10 protein-coding genes are annotated in these 15955 nt (G+C 64.0%); 1 reads left to right on the forward strand and 9 read right to left on the reverse strand.

Going from position 1 to position 15955, the window contains the following annotated elements; translation table 11 throughout:
* Positions 1 to 5: 5 nt before the first annotated feature.
* The 7 genes from IFO71_RS01455 to IFO71_RS01485 all read right to left on the reverse strand — a co-directional run bounded on the left by IFO71_RS01455 (position 6) and on the right by IFO71_RS01485 (position 11019).
* Complete coding sequence (locus tag IFO71_RS01455) at positions 6 to 1403, reverse strand: multicopper oxidase family protein (protein WP_192027744.1); 1398 nt, start codon at positions 1401 to 1403, stop codon at positions 6 to 8.
* Positions 1400 to 3031 (reverse strand): TolC family protein, encoded by a 1632-nt coding sequence (locus tag IFO71_RS01460; protein ID WP_192027745.1) that lies wholly within the window; start codon positions 3029 to 3031, stop codon positions 1400 to 1402. The genes IFO71_RS01455 and IFO71_RS01460 overlap by 4 nt, the downstream gene beginning before the upstream one ends.
* Before the next feature lie 100 nt (positions 3032 to 3131).
* On the reverse strand, positions 3132 to 3551 hold the full coding sequence (locus IFO71_RS22600; RefSeq protein WP_192027746.1) for a CopL family metal-binding regulatory protein: 420 nt from the start codon (positions 3549 to 3551) through the stop codon (positions 3132 to 3134).
* 112 nt (positions 3552 to 3663) lie between these two features.
* Complete coding sequence (locus IFO71_RS01470) at positions 3664 to 4989, reverse strand: APC family permease (RefSeq protein WP_192027747.1); 1326 nt, start codon at positions 4987 to 4989, stop codon at positions 3664 to 3666.
* Positions 4990 to 5256: 267 nt separating this feature from the next.
* Positions 5257 to 8373: an efflux RND transporter permease subunit gene (locus IFO71_RS01475; protein WP_343229160.1), complete on the reverse strand. Its 3117-nt coding sequence runs from the start codon at positions 8371 to 8373 to the stop codon at positions 5257 to 5259.
* A gap of 1 nt (position 8374) precedes the next feature.
* A complete protein-coding gene (locus tag IFO71_RS01480) occupies positions 8375 to 9748 on the reverse strand; it encodes an efflux RND transporter periplasmic adaptor subunit (protein WP_192027748.1) in 1374 nt (457 codons plus the stop codon).
* Positions 9745 to 11019, reverse strand: a complete 1275-nt coding sequence (locus IFO71_RS01485) for a TolC family protein (RefSeq protein ID WP_225444287.1) — start codon at positions 11017 to 11019, stop codon at positions 9745 to 9747. The genes IFO71_RS01480 and IFO71_RS01485 overlap by 4 nt, the downstream gene beginning before the upstream one ends.
* A 412-nt stretch (positions 11020 to 11431) precedes the next feature.
* Between IFO71_RS01485 and IFO71_RS01490 the strand changes: the two genes are divergently transcribed.
* A complete protein-coding gene (locus IFO71_RS01490) occupies positions 11432 to 13078 on the forward strand; it encodes a hypothetical protein (RefSeq protein WP_192027749.1) in 1647 nt (548 codons plus the stop codon).
* A 166-nt stretch (positions 13079 to 13244) separates the two neighbouring features.
* On the opposite strand, the gene IFO71_RS01495 is transcribed toward IFO71_RS01490, so the two are convergent.
* Together IFO71_RS01495 and IFO71_RS01500 are read right to left on the reverse strand one after the other, a co-directional pair.
* Entirely contained in the window at positions 13245 to 14834 is a 1590-nt protein-coding gene (locus IFO71_RS01495; RefSeq protein ID WP_332309286.1) for an ABC1 kinase family protein, read from the reverse strand.
* The gene (locus IFO71_RS01500) at positions 14818 to 15942 is read right to left on the reverse strand and encodes an acetate/propionate family kinase (protein ID WP_192027750.1); all 1125 of its coding nucleotides are present in this window, start codon (positions 15940 to 15942) and stop codon (positions 14818 to 14820) included. Before IFO71_RS01500 ends, IFO71_RS01495 begins: the two co-directional genes overlap by 17 nt.
* Between the last annotated feature and the right edge of the window lie 13 nt (positions 15943 to 15955).

The following is a 15955-nucleotide window of genomic DNA, read 5'->3' on the forward strand; positions in this document are numbered from 1 at the left end:
GCTCCTTATCCGTGCTTCATCGATGAATGGTCGACAGGCTTGGCCTTGAGCTCGGCCGGGGGGCCTGGCGGTGGTCCGCGCCGTGCGGGACGGCCGAAATCGGGATCGCCGGAGACGCGATGGGCGACCGTGCCGCGGGGATTCGGATACCAACCGGGGTCGCGGTAGTCGCCGGTGGCGAGGTCGTCGCGCACCTTGACCACGGTGAACATGCCGCCCATTTCGAGGTTCCCGAACGGGCCCTTGCCCATCATCATCGCCAGGGTGTTTTCTGGGCCGCGCATATGGCCCGAGTCGGTGTGTTCCTGGTGTTCGGCCATGCCGCCTTGGCCCATCGCCATATAGCCCGGCAGCAGTTTGCGGATTTCCGCTTCGACGCCGGATTGATCGACGCCGAGGGTGTTGGGGATCTCGTGCCCCATGGCATTCATCGTGTGATGCGACATATGGCAGTGGAAGGCCCAATCGCCGGGTACCGCGACGAACTCCAGATCCCGGGTCTGGCCGACGCCGACGATTTCCGTGGTTTCCGGTCGCCACAGGCCTTGCGGCCAGCGGCCACCGTCCGAGCCGGTGACAAAGAACTGCACCCCGTGCATATGCATCGGGTGGTTCCACATCGACAGATTGCCGATGCGGACGCGAACGCGCTCACCGCTGCGCGCGACCAAGGGCTCGATCGCCGGAAAGACCTTGCTGTTCATGGTCCACAGATCGAAGTCCTGCATCACCGACGGGTCGGGCCGGTAGGTGCCGGGATGCAGCGCCCAGTTGTGCAAGAGCACGACGTAATCACGATCGACCGGATTAGGCTCGCCGTTCTTGGGGTGGATGACGAACATGCCCATCATGCCCACCGCCATCTGCACCATCTCATCGGCGTGTGGGTGATACATGTGGGTGCCGTGCTGGCGCAGGGTAAACTCGTAGACGTAGGTTTCGCCCGGGCGGATATGCGGTTGCGACAACCCGCCGACACCATCCATGCCACTTGGCAGCAGGATGCCGTGCCAGTGCACGCTGGTGTGCTCGGGCAAGCGGTTGGTGACATAGATGCGGACACGATCGCCCTCGACCGCCTCGATCGTCGGCCCCGGCGTCGTGCCGTTGTAGCCCCAGCACTTGGCGCGACAGCCGGGCGCGAACTCGTGCTCGATCTCCTCGGCGACGAGGTGAAATTCCTTCACGCCGTCGACCATGCGATGCGGCAAGGCCCAGCCATTGAGCGTGCGCACCGGGGTATAGCGACCATTGCCTGCCGGCGCCAAGGACGGGGCGGGCTCCGGTGGCGGCATGACATGGCCGGTGTGGTCCTGGGCGAAGCTGCGCCGCGCGAACAGGCCTAGCGGTGCCAGGCTGGCCAGGCCCGCGACGCGGAACCAATGACGTCGGGAAGGGTTCATGGTTGCTCTCCGTGATCGTGTGTGTGCTCAGTCTCTTCGTCCGGTTCCGGAGCCTTTTCCGCTTTCGTCGGCTCGGCCTGCTGGCGATGCTGCGCGTGTGGGTCAGGTTCGCTACGGTCCTGCGGCATGGCGTGGCCGGCGTGCGGATCGGCCGCATCGGCGGACTTGGGCATGTGATGGCCGGCATGCGGATCGTTTGATTTCTCACCGTGCTGCGAGTGATCCATTTCGGCCGCCGCCGGCGCGGGCATGATCGCCTCCACACCCAGCGTCGGCTCGGTCGCTTCACCATCGTCCGGCAGACGCCCGCCGACCGCGCCGCGCAGGGCGGCACGCGCGATCCAGTAGTCGCGCACGGCCTCGAGGTAGGCTTGGTAAGCGTCGTATTCCTGCTGCTTGGCCAGCAGCAACTCGAATACGCCTACCAGCATGAAGTTCACCTGCTCTTGCGTTCGCGCCACGATCGCTTCGCGCCGCGGCACGATGTCCACGCGGTAGCGCTCCGCAATCGTCCGTGCGACCTGCAATGCATCGAGGCCCAGACGCGTATCGTTTTGCACCGCAAGCAGCCGGCCGTCCAACTCCGCCCGAGCTTGCTGCAACTCCGCTTGGGCCCGCGCCAGGGCGCCTTGGCCTTGGTTGAACAGCGGCAGTGCCAGGGCCAGCGAAGGGCCGCGCAGCACTTCGCCGTCCAGCTCGCGCTCACGCTCGTAGCCGACTTCGACGTCGCCTACCCAACGCCAGCGACGCGTGACGCCCAGCGCGTCTTCGCGCAGCGCCACCGCCCTTTTTGCCGCGGCGAGATCCAGGCGTGACTCCAACGCCAGTTGCACCAGTGCATCAGCTGAGAAGCCGACATCGCGCGGGGCGGGAAGCTGGGTCTGAATCGTCCAGGAGGCGCTGGTCGGCAAGCCCATCAGGGCAGCCAGTGCATGACGGGAGCGCAGGGCATCGGCGCCGGCGCGGGTCGCGTCGATCCGTGCCTGCGAGGCGGCGGCGCGTTCCTGTTCAAGCTGCAGGCGGTTGATGTTGCCGGCGTCGAAGAAGCGCTGCGCGAGTTCGGCCGACTGTTCACTGGCACGCGCCACCAGATCGCGCATCGCCGCAATCTGTTCGGCACCGACCGCTTCGTACCAGACCGCTTCCACTTCGGTCGCCAGTTCGAGCGCGGCGCCGGCAACGGCCAGCTGGATGCGCTCAAGCTCGCCTTCGGCAAGGCGCTTGCGAGCAGACAACAGCAGCAGATCCGTCAGTCCGAGCGAAAGGCTGCCTGTGATTTGCGTCCCATTACCGGCCCTAGGCGAGAGCCGCAGGTAGCCGAGGCTGGGATTGGCAATTCGGCGGGCATCCTCAAGCTCGGCGCGACCGAATCCAAGGCGGGTGAATTCCTCGCGCAGGCGCGGGTTGTTGAAGAAGGCGATCCGGACCGCGTCGTCGATGGACAGCGGAGTGGTCGGGATCAACGGCGATTGATCGGTTGCCAACGGCGACCAGTCCGTCGGCAGCGGGCGTTGCTGCGCGATGAGGTCGCGCGTTTCGGTGTAGCCGCGCTCACGCGGCAGGCTGACACAGCCTGACAGCACGAGCACCGTCGCAAGGGCCGCGACGGAGCGAGAAAGCGGTGACATGGGTTGTTCTCCTGAGCAGCCGGGGGGCGTAGGAGCACGCAGCCGGCGACAGCGGGCGCGGCGACCCTCCAGGGCGTCGCCGCGGGCAGATTGCAGGAGATTAAGCCGCCGGTGGGCGGAGCGGCGGAGCGTCGCGGCGCGCTAACAGTAGCGCGATCGGTACGGCGTAGCGTTGCGTGTCAACGCTGCCAACGGGGGAAGCGGTTCCAGCGTGGGACACTACCGGCGGCAACACGCAGCCACACTGACAAAGGGAGCCGTCGCAACAGGGTCCGGAATCTGCGTCGCCGGGCGCGGTGTCGGCCGCGGCCAACGCGGTCCCCGACTCATGATGGCCGTGATGGGCTGTTGTTGCGTCCTGGGTCACGCCGCTCCGGTGGTCGGGCATGGCGTGGTGCTGGCCGTGCCCCATCGCGCTCGCATGATTGCCATGCCCCATGTGCGCCATCGCCAAAGGCGCCAGAACCCCGTTCAGGGCAAGCGTCAGGGCCAACAGCAGATGGAGGGCGCGGCGGAGCATGATCCGAACAGACTGCGCCAGCGGGGAAAAAGTTTCAAGTTTGAAGAGGCTAAGGCCAGCGTGAGTCCGGTTCGTTTCTCCTACACTCGGTCGTGAAAAAATGCGTCAGCCCTCACGCCGCTGCTTGCCGCTCTACTTCAATCCATTTCCGCAAGTAAAGTCGCTCGAAAACAAACACCGCTGCGATGGATAGGACTGCGTAGGCGACGATGGATGGGTCGGACTTAAGCTTCATCAGCGCGAAGGCGCTGAGAATCGATCCATCCAGCAGCAGCGTTCCCAGCAGCGGGACGGCCGAGGCCCCCGTGTCTCCTCGACGAAACCGCCATATGCCGAACTGCACGATCATGTCCATTACCAAGTAAAAGAAAACGCCGAGGGACGCAATCCGGCTCAGGTCGAAGAAAATCGCCAACATCGAAGCCATCACCACGGTATAAACCAAGGTGTGACGCTGGATCGGGCCCGACATACCGAAGTGGCGATGCGGAATCATTTTCATCTCGGTGAGCATCGCCAGCATGCGTGAAACGGCAAACACGCTGGCCAACACTGCAGAGGCCGTGGCGACAACTGCCAGCACGACGGTCAGCTCGAATCCCAGCTGTCCCAATGCTGGCTGGGCCGCCTCAGCGAGCGAGTAATCGCGCGCGGCGATGATCTCGTCGATGCTCAGACTTGCGCCGACGCCGAAGGCCACGAGCAGGTAAAGAACGACACAGGCAGCGATCGAAATTGAAATCGCCCTTCCCACGTTTCGGTGTGGATGAGTGATCTCGGCTCCGCTGTTGGTGATGGTAGTGAAGCCTTTGAACGCAAGGATCGCCAGCGCAATGGATGCAATGAATCCAACCGCTCCGAACGGATCGCGCTCATCGCTGACACTGGCGAACTCGAAACCGCTGGACCATAGCGCCGCGATACCGAACGCGGCGATACCGCCGATCTTGGCGATTGCCATCACGATCGAGAACAGGCCTATCGAGCGATTGCCGGCGATGTTCACCAGAAAGGCGAACAAGATGACAGACACCGCCAGCGCCGGCACCAGCGGTCCGCCGGTGATGTCGAAAGGACGCAGAAAATAGGCGGCAAAAGTCCTGGCGACCAGACTCTCTGCAATGATCATGCTAAGCGCCATCAGCAAAGCGGCACCGGCTGCGATGCCGCCGGCGCCGTAGCACTTATGCAGGATCATGGCAATGCCGCCCGAAGAGGGCCAAGCGTTGACCATTTTGACGTATCCGTAGGCACTGATGCCGGTAACGAGCGCCCCAGCAACAAAGGCAAGGGGAAACAAGGGGCCAGCCAGTTCGGCGATCTGGCCAGTGAGTGCGAAGATTCCAGCACCAATCATGACACCGGTACCCATCGCAACAGCGCCTTTCAATGTGATGGAGTTTTGTGTGTAGCTCTCATTCTTCGTGTCGTGATCCATCGCTCACCTCAGCGTAGTTCTGGCGGCCACACCCGGCCAAGGACTTGGGCCTGAGTCTCGACGCTTCGCCCCCCCGTGGCTGCGAGCTGCCCGCGCAACCAATCTGATAGCCCGCATTGAAGGAACGCAGGTGGGCCGATTGTCACATCGTGCCACTTGCGTGGCGGTGGCGTCGAAACACGGTTTGGAACCCCGTTGGTACGCTTGCGGTCGCCGCATTTTCCTGGGTGGACGTGATTCTTGGTAGGACGATTCGCACGCTCACATTCACTTTGGTGCCAAGCTGCGTCGCTTAACCAGGGCATAGATCGCCGGAATGACGGCCAGGGTGAGCACCGTCGACGAGACCATGCCTCCGACCATCGGCGCCGCAATGCGCCGCATCACTTCGGAACCGGTGCCAGTGCTCCACATGATCGGAAGCAATCCGGCCATGATGGCAACCACGGTCATCATCTTCGGCCGAACGCGCTCCACTGCGCCTTCAACGATGGCCTCGGTAAGATCGCTAAACGTTAGCGATTGGCTCTGCAAGCGTCGCATTTCTGCCCTTGTCTTTAACGCTTGGTCCAAATAGATCAGCATCACTACGCCGGTTTCGGCAGCAACGCCGGCCAGCGCAATGAACCCCACGGCGACCGCTACGCTGAGGTTGTAGTTAAGTATCCACATCAGCCACACGCCGCCGACCAGGGCGAACGGCACCGAGAGCATCACGATCAGCGACTCGGTCACCCGGCGGAAATTGAGGTAAAGCAGCAGGAAGATGATTGCCAGGGTCAGCGGCACGACGATCTTCATCTTGGCGATGGCGCGCTGCATGTATTCGTACTGGCCGCTCCAGGTGGCGTAGTAGCCGGGGGGGAACTTAACCTTGCGCGCCACCGCTTCCTGCGCGGCCTGCACGTAGGCGCCGAGATCCGAGTCCCGCGTATCCACATAGATGTAAGCCGAAAGCAGAGCGTTCTCAGTGCGAATCGACGGCGCGCCCTTTCTGAGCTTGATGTCGGCCAGTTCGCCGAGTGGAATCTGTGCCCCCATCATGGTGGGCACCAGCACCTGGGTGGCGATGGACTCCGGGCTGTCACGCAGTTCGCGCGGATAGCGCACGATCACCCCGAAACGCTCGCGTCCTTCCACGGTCGTGGTGACCATCTCCCCGCCCAGAGCCGCCGCAATCACGTCCTGCACATCTCCCACTGTCAAGCCGTATCGAGCCAATCGGCGCAGATCGGGCTCAATGTCCAAATAGAAGCCACCAGTGAGGCGTTCCGCATAGGCGCTGGTTGTGCCAGGTACCTCGCGGACAGCGGCTTCGATTTCCTTAGCTAGGCGTTCCATCTCGCCAAGGTCGGTGCCAAAGACCTTGATGCCGATCGGCGTGCGGATGCCGGTGGCAAGCATGTCGGTGCGCGCCTTGATTGGCATGGTCCAGGAATTGGCCACGCCCGGGAACTGCAGCGCACGGTCCATTTCGGCGATCAGTGCGTCGATCGTCATGCCAGGCCGCCATTGTTCTTCAGGCGTGAGGTTGATGACGGTCTCGAACATCTCCAGGGGCGCAGGATCGGTGGCGGTCAGTGCACGACCGGCCTTGCCGAATACGGAGTCAACTTCGGGAAACGACTTGATGATCCGATCTTGCTGTTGCAGCAGTTCGGCCGCCTTGGTCGGCGACATCCCGGGCAACGAGGCAGGCATGTAGAGCAAGGTGCCTTCGTTGAGCGAGGGCATAAATTCGCTGCCGAGCTTGGACGCCGGCCAAGCCGTTGCGAGCAATACGATCAATGCGCCCACCAAGGTGGCGCCCTTGAAGCGGAGCACGACGGCAATCACCGGGCGGTACAGTGCAATCAGCAGGCGGTTCACGGGGTTTTTCGCCTCCGGCAGAATCTTGCCGCGAACGAACAGCAACATCAGCACCGGAACTAACGTGACTGACAACAACGCACCGCCGGCCATCGCGAACGTCTTGGTGAACGCCAGCGGGTGGAACAGCCGGCCTTCCTGGGCTTCGAGCGCGAACACCGGTAGGAACGACACCGTAATGATCAGAAGGCTGAAGAACAGCGCCGGACCGACCTCGCGGCAAGCGTCGATGATGAGCTGATGTCTCGGCGTGCTGCCGTCGTCGCGCTCAATGTGTTTGTGCGCGTTTTCAATCATCACGATGGCCGCATCGACCATCGCGCCGATGGCGATCGCGATGCCGCCCAGACTCATGATGTTGGAATTCATGCCAAGCAGGCGCATGGCGAGGAACGCGATCAACACGCCGACCGGCAGCATGATGATGGCCACTAGCGCGCTGCGTGCATGGAACAGAAACACCACGCAGACCAGGGCGACGATCAGGCTTTCTTCGATCAGGGTCCAACGCAGCGTGGCAATCGCGCGGTATATCAATTCGGAGCGGTCGTACACCGCTCGCAGCGAAACCCCTTCGGGCAGTCCGGCGCCGATTTCGGCGATTTTCTGTTTCAGGCCATCGATCACCGAAAGCGCATTTTCACCGTAACGTGCCACCGCTATGCCGCCGACAACCTCGCCCTCGCCATTGAGTTCGGCGATGCCCCGACGCTCGTCGGGTGCCAGCTCAACTCTGGCCACATCGCCGATCAGCACCGGTGTGCCGCCCTCGGCCTTCAGTGCCAGCTGTTCGATGTCGTCGATGCCACGCAAGTAGCCGCGACCACGCACCATGTACTCCGTTTCGCTCATCTCAACGATGCGCCCACCAACGTCGCGGTTGCTCTCGGCGATCACCTGCATGACGCGATCGAGACCGATGCCGTACTGACGCAGCCGCACCGGGTCGACGGTCACCGAGTACTGGCGTACGAAGCCGCCCACGCTGGCCACCTCAGCCACACCGGGGGCTTTGGTCAGCTGGTAGCGCACGTACCAGTCCTGAGTGGCGCGAAGTTCGTCGAGCGAGCGCTGCTCGCCCTCCAGGGCGTATTGGTAGACCCAGCCCACGCCCGTCGCGTCGGGCCCTAAGGTCGGCGTCACGCCTTCGGGCAGCTTCTGAGAGGCGAAGTTCAAGTACTCAAGCACGCGCGATCGCGCCCAGTACAGATCGGTGCCGTCCTCGAAAATAATGTAGACGAACGAGGCGCCGAAGAACGAAAACCCGCGCACTACTTTCGACTTCGGCACCGCCAGCATGGCGGTGGTCAGTGGATAAGTGACCTGGTCCTCCACCACCTGCGGCCCTTGACCCGGGACTTCAGTGAAGACGATGACCTGTACGTCGGACAAGTCGGGCAAAGCATCCAGAGGAGTCCGCAAAACGGCGTAGATGCCTGCAGCCGTGACTGCCAGAGACAGCACCACGACCAGGAACACATTGCGGATCGACCACTCGATCAGACGGGCGAGCATGTCAGTGCTCCTCGCCGTGTCCGGCGTGGCCCGCATGCGGGTCGGCCGTGGTTTCCGTGGCGTGCGACCCATGGTCGGCCGCGGCATCTTCGCTGTCGTGCGCTGCGTCGTGCGCGTCGTCCTCGCCCCCCGTTGTCAGACCTTGCAACGCCGAGGTGAGGTTGCTTTCGGCATCGATCAGGAAATTGGCCGAGACGACCACCGCCTCGCCGTCGGCGAGGCCTTCGAGTACCGCGACCCCGTCCGAAGTGCGGCGGCCAATGCGCACCGTCCTCGGTTCGTATCGGCCTTCGGCGATTTGCACCAGCACGACCTGACGTGTGCCGCTGTCGATGATGGCGGACCGCGGCACGACCACCGCGTCATCGTCCGGTCTGCTTTGCAGGGTCACTTCACCGTACACGCCCGGTCGGAGTTGGCCATCCGGGTTCGGCAGCACCAGCCGCACGCCCACCGTGCGGCTCTCCATCGCCACCACCGGGTAGATGAAGTCGATTTGCCCTTGCCGCGAGGCGCCCGGCAATGTTGGCGTTTCAAACACCGCCGCCTGGCCGACCGACAGTTCGCCCACCTGCGTCACTGGCACCTGCGCTATCACCCAGACCGTCGATAGGTCAGCCAGACGCAACACGGTCTGCCCGGCCACGAAGCGATCGCCCTCGACCACGGGTTTGTCGATGACAATGGCGTCCATCGGTGCATTGAGGGCAAGGCGGGCCGGATCGCCCGTTCCACCGAGCCGAGCGCCAGCCACCTGCCAGTTGCGCAGTCGCACGTTCGCGGCGTCGCGCAGCTGATTCATGGCGGCCGCGCTCGCGGGGTCACTGTCGGCCAATCGCTTTGCCGCCTCGTCGGCAATTCGGAATTCCTCCTGCGCCGCAAGCAGTTCCGGGCTGTACAGCGTCATGAGCGGCTGCCCACGACGCACCGCCATGCCGGTCTGGTTTGCGTGCAGACGCTCGATCCAGCCATCGAAACGCGGCGCCACCACAAACTGGCGCGTTTCGTCGACTTCGACGCTGGCGCTTGCACGGACCACGGCGGTGAGGCGCTCGCGGCTGGCTAGCGAGGTGCGGACGCCCAGCCTCTGAACCTTCTCGGGTGGCAGGACGACGGTCCCCGGCTCGGTGGGCGCTTCGCCATCAAACACGGGAATGTAGTCCATGCCCATGCTGTCCTTCTTCGGCACTGGCGAGGTGTCGGGCAGTCCCATGGGGTTGCGGTAGTAGAGAATTTTCGGCTCGGATTCCCGCTCCGCGGCAGAAGCGGATTCGAGTGACATGGAAGTAGGCGCGCTGGCTCGACCGATCCAGACTCCAGCGCCTAGGGCCGACAGCGCGATGGTGGCAATAGCCACCCAGTTCATCGTCTTCATGGGGTGCTCCCGATCAGGGCGCGCAGATCGGCGGCGCCATTGAGTTCATCGCGCTGCGCATCGATGCGCGACAGGTCTGCGCCTTGCCAAGCCTCCAGCGCTTCCAGCAAGGTGGCAAAGTCGACTTCGCCCACCCGGTAGCTGGCCAGGGCTGAGGCGAAATTTGCCTCGGACTGAGGAAGCAAGGTGTTGTGATAGAGGGACTCGCGTTCGCGTGCGCTGGCCCAGCGAGCCCACGCCTTGCCGAATGCCGCTTCCAGCGCGTCGCGCGTCTGATCCACGCGCGCGTTGGCTGCGTCGCGCCGCAACGCGGCTTCGCGTTCGCGCTCGCGCAATGCACGACGCTGGAAGGGGATCTCAACCTCCAGCATCAGCTCGTAGCCTTCCAGCCTGTTGCCCTGCTGCATGAGTCCAACCCCGACGTTAAGATCGGGAAAGCGTTGCCGTCGCTGCAAGTCAAAAGCTTCATCGGCCGCGCTAGCCATGGCGGCACGCGCACGCAACATGGGGTGCGATTGGCGGCGCAGCATTGCCAGTCCCTGATCACGTCGTTCTATCGGCAGATCGATGTTCGGCGCTCCCTCGGGTGAGGCCAGCGGCGCATCGACCGGGCGACCGAGGCCGGCATTGAGTTGCGCGATGGCGTCAGCGCGCTTGGCCTCGCGCTCAATACGTTCGGCCTGCAGTCGCGTGCGGGCCACCTGAGCGCGGATGGCGTCCTGCTGCGCCGCCAGACCCAACGCATAGCGCTGGCGCGCCACCGACTCGATCGTGCCGATGAGTTCGATCAGCCGATCGACGACCTGCAGGCTGGCATCGGCGTGCCAGTAGCCCACATAGGCCTGCTCGGTCTCGGCCAGCCGATCGAGCAGCGTGGCGCTGCGCATTTCGCGCTGAGCCCGCGCTTCTTCGCCGGCGATATCGCGCGCCAGTCCGCGCTTGCCCCACAGCGGAACCGTCTGCTTTACGCTGTAGAGCGTTTTGCCAACATTGCCTGGAAGCAGATTGGGGCGATCGGTATCAATGCCTTCCAGGCGCAGGCCGACCATCGGGTCGGGCAAAGCGCCGGCGGGGAACACGCGGGCCTCAGCCGCCTCAGCTTCCGCTTGCAGCGCACGCAATTCCGGGTTGTGTGCGATCAACCAGGAACGTACAGAGGCGATGTCCGCGCCGGGTGGTGGCGACGAGTCGTTTCCAAACGCTGTCGGAGAAAGCCACATCGCCGCAATCAACATTGCTACGCGCGTTCGGCGGCCGCGCGACATACTCATTGTCATTGGAGATCCTTGCCCAAGGTGGCGAACCGAATTGGTTCGCAGGGGTCGCCGATTCGTCGCTCTGGGAAGCGCTGCGAATCGCGGTCGTTCGACGCGTCGGCGTCGACTCGCTTGGGGACAGGATCAGATCAGCAGAATGCTGGCTGGGTGTGGCGTAGGGCCGTGCCAGGCTTTATGTCGTCGAGCGGGCGGGCCTTCGGGAGAACGCGCTGCCAAGTCGGCAACGGCGGCGACTGCCAGCTGCACAGCGGGCAACAAGGCCGGCACGGTGAACGCTGCGCGGGCCGTATCGACACCGCTGCCCCCGTCCTGGCAGTGCTTGGTGCACACCGCCTGTTTGCCATGCTCACTGTTCGCAGTGCACTCAGCGTGTTGGGCGGCAGGGCTCGTCCCGCGATTTCCGGGTATGGAAACGCAGTCGGCATGCAGGGCTAGGGCCATCTGCGCCCATAACAGGGCCAACACCGCCAGCAGCGACAGGCGGGATCGGACTCGGCGGCGGCGGAATGCGCATAGCATGGAAACAAGTCTGCCCTGGCGTGGGAGCGTCGGCCTTGATTTGGATCAAGCTTTCGGACCGCGTGCCCGGACGCAAGTTCCGCAACCGAAATCCTGCTTGCCGAAAGGTCGCAAGATTTGGTGGTGGGATACCATGCGCGAGGTGGATCACGCTGGCGGAGCTGACATGACATCACACATCGATTCGCCTTTAGATGGCGTGCTGGATCGTTGCGGAGTGCCAAGCGGGCGCCCGGACGCGCTGGAATTCCTCAATCAGCATTGCCTCTGCGTCGTGGTCGACGCAGCGATTGTTCGCGAGCGCTTGAGCCGGCTCATGTCGGACCTGGGTGGTGAAGCCTCGCTGGCCGAGGGACACCACAACCTGTTTGCCTCTGTTCCGTTGTACCTGCCGACGTCGCTGCTGGGGAAGATGAGCGCGATCGTACGCGCTCTGACGGCGGCGGCGCACACCGATGCTTACCGACGCGCAGCCTTCGCGCACGCACCCGTCACCGCGCAACACGATCCAGGCTCGCCAGGGGGTCTGCTCGGTTTCGATTTTCATCTTGCCGAACGCGGCCCCCAGCTCATCGAGATCAACACCAATCCCGGTGGCCTTCTGCTGAATTTGCTTGCCGCGCAGGCAGTTGAATCCTGTGCACCCGAACTCGGTCTGCCCTTCGACGCGGCGACAGCCGAAGCACAGGCAGTAGAAATCTTGCTGACAGAGTGGCGCGCGCAAGGCAATGTCGATGCCAATTCCCTGGTCGCCATCGTCGATGAGGCGCCAGCGGAGCAGTTTCTGTACGCCGAGTTCCTTCTCTACAAGCGTCTGCTTCAGCAACGCGGATTTAGCGCAGCGATTTGCGATCCACGCGATCTTGACGAAGCGTCAGGTGAACTTCGGCTCGGCGCCGAACGAGTGGGTCTCGTCTACAACCGCCTCACCGATTTCGCATTGACGGAGGCCGCCAGCGGAGCGCTTCGGCGCGCGTATCTCAACCGAAGGGTGGCGGTTAGCCCGCACCCTCGCGCGCACGCTCTCTGGGCAGACAAGCGCAACTTGTGCTGGCTGAGCCAACGTGTATCGGTGGAGGGCAGTGGTTTGCCAAAGGAGACGGTGGACCTGATCGTCGATGCGGTGCCCGCCACAGTCCTGGTGGATGCGAAGAATCGCGAGGAACTGTGGTGCGACCGTCGGCGTTGGTTCTTCAAGCCCGTTGCCGGCTTTGGCAGCCGGGCCAGCTATCGCGGCGACAAACTGACGCACAAGACGTGGCAACAGATGGCAGCACAAGACTACGTGGCGCAGGCACTGGTGCCGCCAAGCAAGCGTCACGCCTTGTCGGGCGCTGGCCCCTTGAAAGTCGATGTGCGTTGCTATGCCTATCGCGGAGAACCGCTTTGGTTCGCCGCTCGACTGTACGAGGGGCAGACGACCAACTTCCGCACGCCGGGCGGCGGCTTTGCGCCGGTGCTGACGCTGGTGGACCGAGCATCGTCACCTGAGTCAGTGTCGTCCGACACGAAACCTTGTTGCCCGGCTTCCTGACGGTGTCGATTCCGAACGCATCGCATGGTTGAATCAAGCTGTGCGTAAGCTTCGTGTCCGTGCACAATCACTGAGCCTGGGCAGATGGCCAACACCGGCTGTGTCGAATCGCCATGTTCAGAAAGCCCAGCTGCTGTGCGGCCTGCCTGCGCAGACCAGAATCTTGTTACAGCCCGTCAGATCGACCGACCGCGACCACCAGCTTCAATGTCAGCAGCACCGCGGCAATAAAAGCAGCAATCGCGGCCACCGGCAGCCCCATCAGACGCGGGCCGACACTGTGCAACATCAGCACGGCGCCGCCAACGTAGAGGCCCATTGCTAACACCGCCAGCACCAGTCGATTGCCGATTCGCTCGAGGTGCGACTCAAGCCGTTCCAGCCCGCGAAGATGCACGGAAACCTGCGGTCGTCCATCGTCCGCGCTGGCTTGCGCCAGCCACTGGGCGAGCAGGCCCGGCACGCTGCGTACCGAGCGAACGACTTGCTCGCCCATCGGCCGTTCGGCGAGACCGACCGTAGAAGGCGCGGACAGCGCAGTCCGCAGGGTGTCCCGACGCTGAAGCAGTTCCTGCACGAGATCGAATTGCGGATTCAGCGCCCGCAGCGTGCTCTCCAGTAGGAAAAGCGTCCGCAGCAGCACCAGCAGGTGACGCGGTATGCGCAGGTGGTCGCCGCCGCCCAGGCGGGCGATGCGCCACATCGCCTCGGCGATCGACCATTCGTGCAGCGGCAGTCCCTGCAGTTCGGCCAGCACCTCGTCGATGCCGCGACGCAGCACGCGGCGATCGAATACGCCTGCTACGAAGCCCATCTCGACCGCGGCACCGAGCGCCGCTTCCGGGTCGCGGAACACGACCGCCTCGAGCATCCGGGCGAGTGCCTGACGCGACTGCGCGTCCAGCGTTCCGATCAAACCGAAGTCATGCAGGCAGAGACGACCATCCTCGCGCGCGAACAGATTGCCCGGATGCGGATCAGCGTGAAAGGCACCGACCACGAACAGCTGGTGCAGGTAGGCATCGAACAACGCCTTGGCCAGCGCATCTCCCTCGGACGTACCGAAATACGACGCGATCGGGCGACCGGGGGCAAACTCCTGCACCAGTACCTCGGCGCTCACCATTGGTTCAATCACCGCCGGCACGTACAGGGTCGGCTGCTCGCGCAAGGCGGCCGCGACCCGACGCACGTTGCGCGCCTCCTGGCGCAGGTCCATTTCGCCTTGAAGTTGCGCCGCCAATTCAGCGATCAGCTCCAGCGGTCGCTGTCGGCGCAAGGCAGACCAGAACAGCGAAGCGAGGCGAACCACAAGCCGCAGCAGTCGCAGATCGTTGACTGCCTGTCGCGCGATACCGGGACGGCGCACCTTGACCACCACCCGCCGGCCGTCGAGCAGCGTGGCCCGGTGGATCTGCGCGATCGACGCCGCCGCCATCGGCTTGATCTCGAAGTCCTGGAACAGTTGCTCGACGGGCTGCCCGAACGCTGCTGCGACGGCCGCCTTAGCGCGTTCTCCGGGAAACGGCGCGACGCGACTTTGCAGCTCCGCCAAGGCCTCGCGATAGGGCGCCGGCAGCATGTCCATGCGCAGGCTCAGCCCCTGCGCAAGCTTGATGAAGGTGGTGCCCAGGTGCTCGATGGATTGGCGCAATCGTGGCGGCAGCTTTTCCGGCGCGCGTCGGTGCCACCACCACCAGGCGGTGATGAAACCCAGGGCCGCGAAGATGATCTGCAGGCTACGGGGCCAACGCACCGATCGATCCCTGCTCAGCCGAGACTACGCTTCTTGCCATCTCGTACTCCTCGTCTACCTTGAGCACCCATACCCGAACGGCCGAGGCCGGCGCATCGATACGGGTGCCGCCAGCCTCGTTGGAGCGAAGGTCCAGCGCCGCGCCGAGCGGCCGCAGCAGCTCGCCCATGGCCGAACGCATCGCATGCGCGTGCGAACCGATGCCGCCAGTGAACACCAGATCGTCGATGCCGCCAAGGCTGATCGTCATCTGCGCGATGCCTTGCGCGACGCGAAGGGCGTAGACCTCCAAGGCGAGACGTGAAGCCTCGTCGTCGCGTTCGATCAGGGTGCGCAAGTCGCCGCTCACGCCGGACATGCCCAACATGCCTGATTCGCGCTCGAGCCAGGTTTCCAACTCGTCGACCGAGGCACCGTCGCGTAACAGCGCGAGCATCAAGCCCGGATCGATCTGCCCACAGCGTGTGGCCATCGGCAGCCCGCTATTGGGGGTCAGGTCCATTGTGGTATCGATGCTGCGCCCCCCATGGACGGCGCACAGGCTCGAACCGCCGCCGAGGTGCGCGAAGACGATGCGACGATCGATACTGTCAGGCGCCAGCGCCTGCAATTGGCGCCAGGCGGATTGATAGGCTAAGCCATGGAAGCCGTACCGGCGCATGTCGCGCTGCCGCAGCGCGGCTGGGAGCGCCAGCGTGTAATGGCGCGGCAACAGTGTGTGGTGCCAGTCGGTGTCGAAAACGGCCCGGTGTTCGGCGGCGGGCCAATGCTGCATTGCGGCCTCGACCAGGTCCAGGGCCGGTGTCTGATGCAACGGCGCCCAGGAAGCCAGAGCACGAAGCCGTGTGCGAGTCGACGCGTCGAGTGAGCACGGACCGATCATCGATCCACCGTGCACCACGCGATGCACTACACAGGCGGGCGGCTCGCCGCAATCCGACGCCAGAACGGCCGTCAGCAATGAGGTGAGGGCGTCGGGATCGCTGCTCGACACACTCGTCTGCCCATTATTCAAGCGTCGGAGCGACCCGGCGTTTGCAGCCTCGTGGTCGAACCGATACCAGGCGAACTTCAGCGAGGTCGAACCCAGGTTCAGGGCCAGCAGCATGCGCGGCGTCATG

It is taken from the genome of Pseudomarimonas arenosa (assembly GCF_014841215.1).
GTDB classification, from domain to species: domain Bacteria; phylum Pseudomonadota; class Gammaproteobacteria; order Xanthomonadales; family Xanthomonadaceae; genus Pseudomarimonas; species Pseudomarimonas arenosa.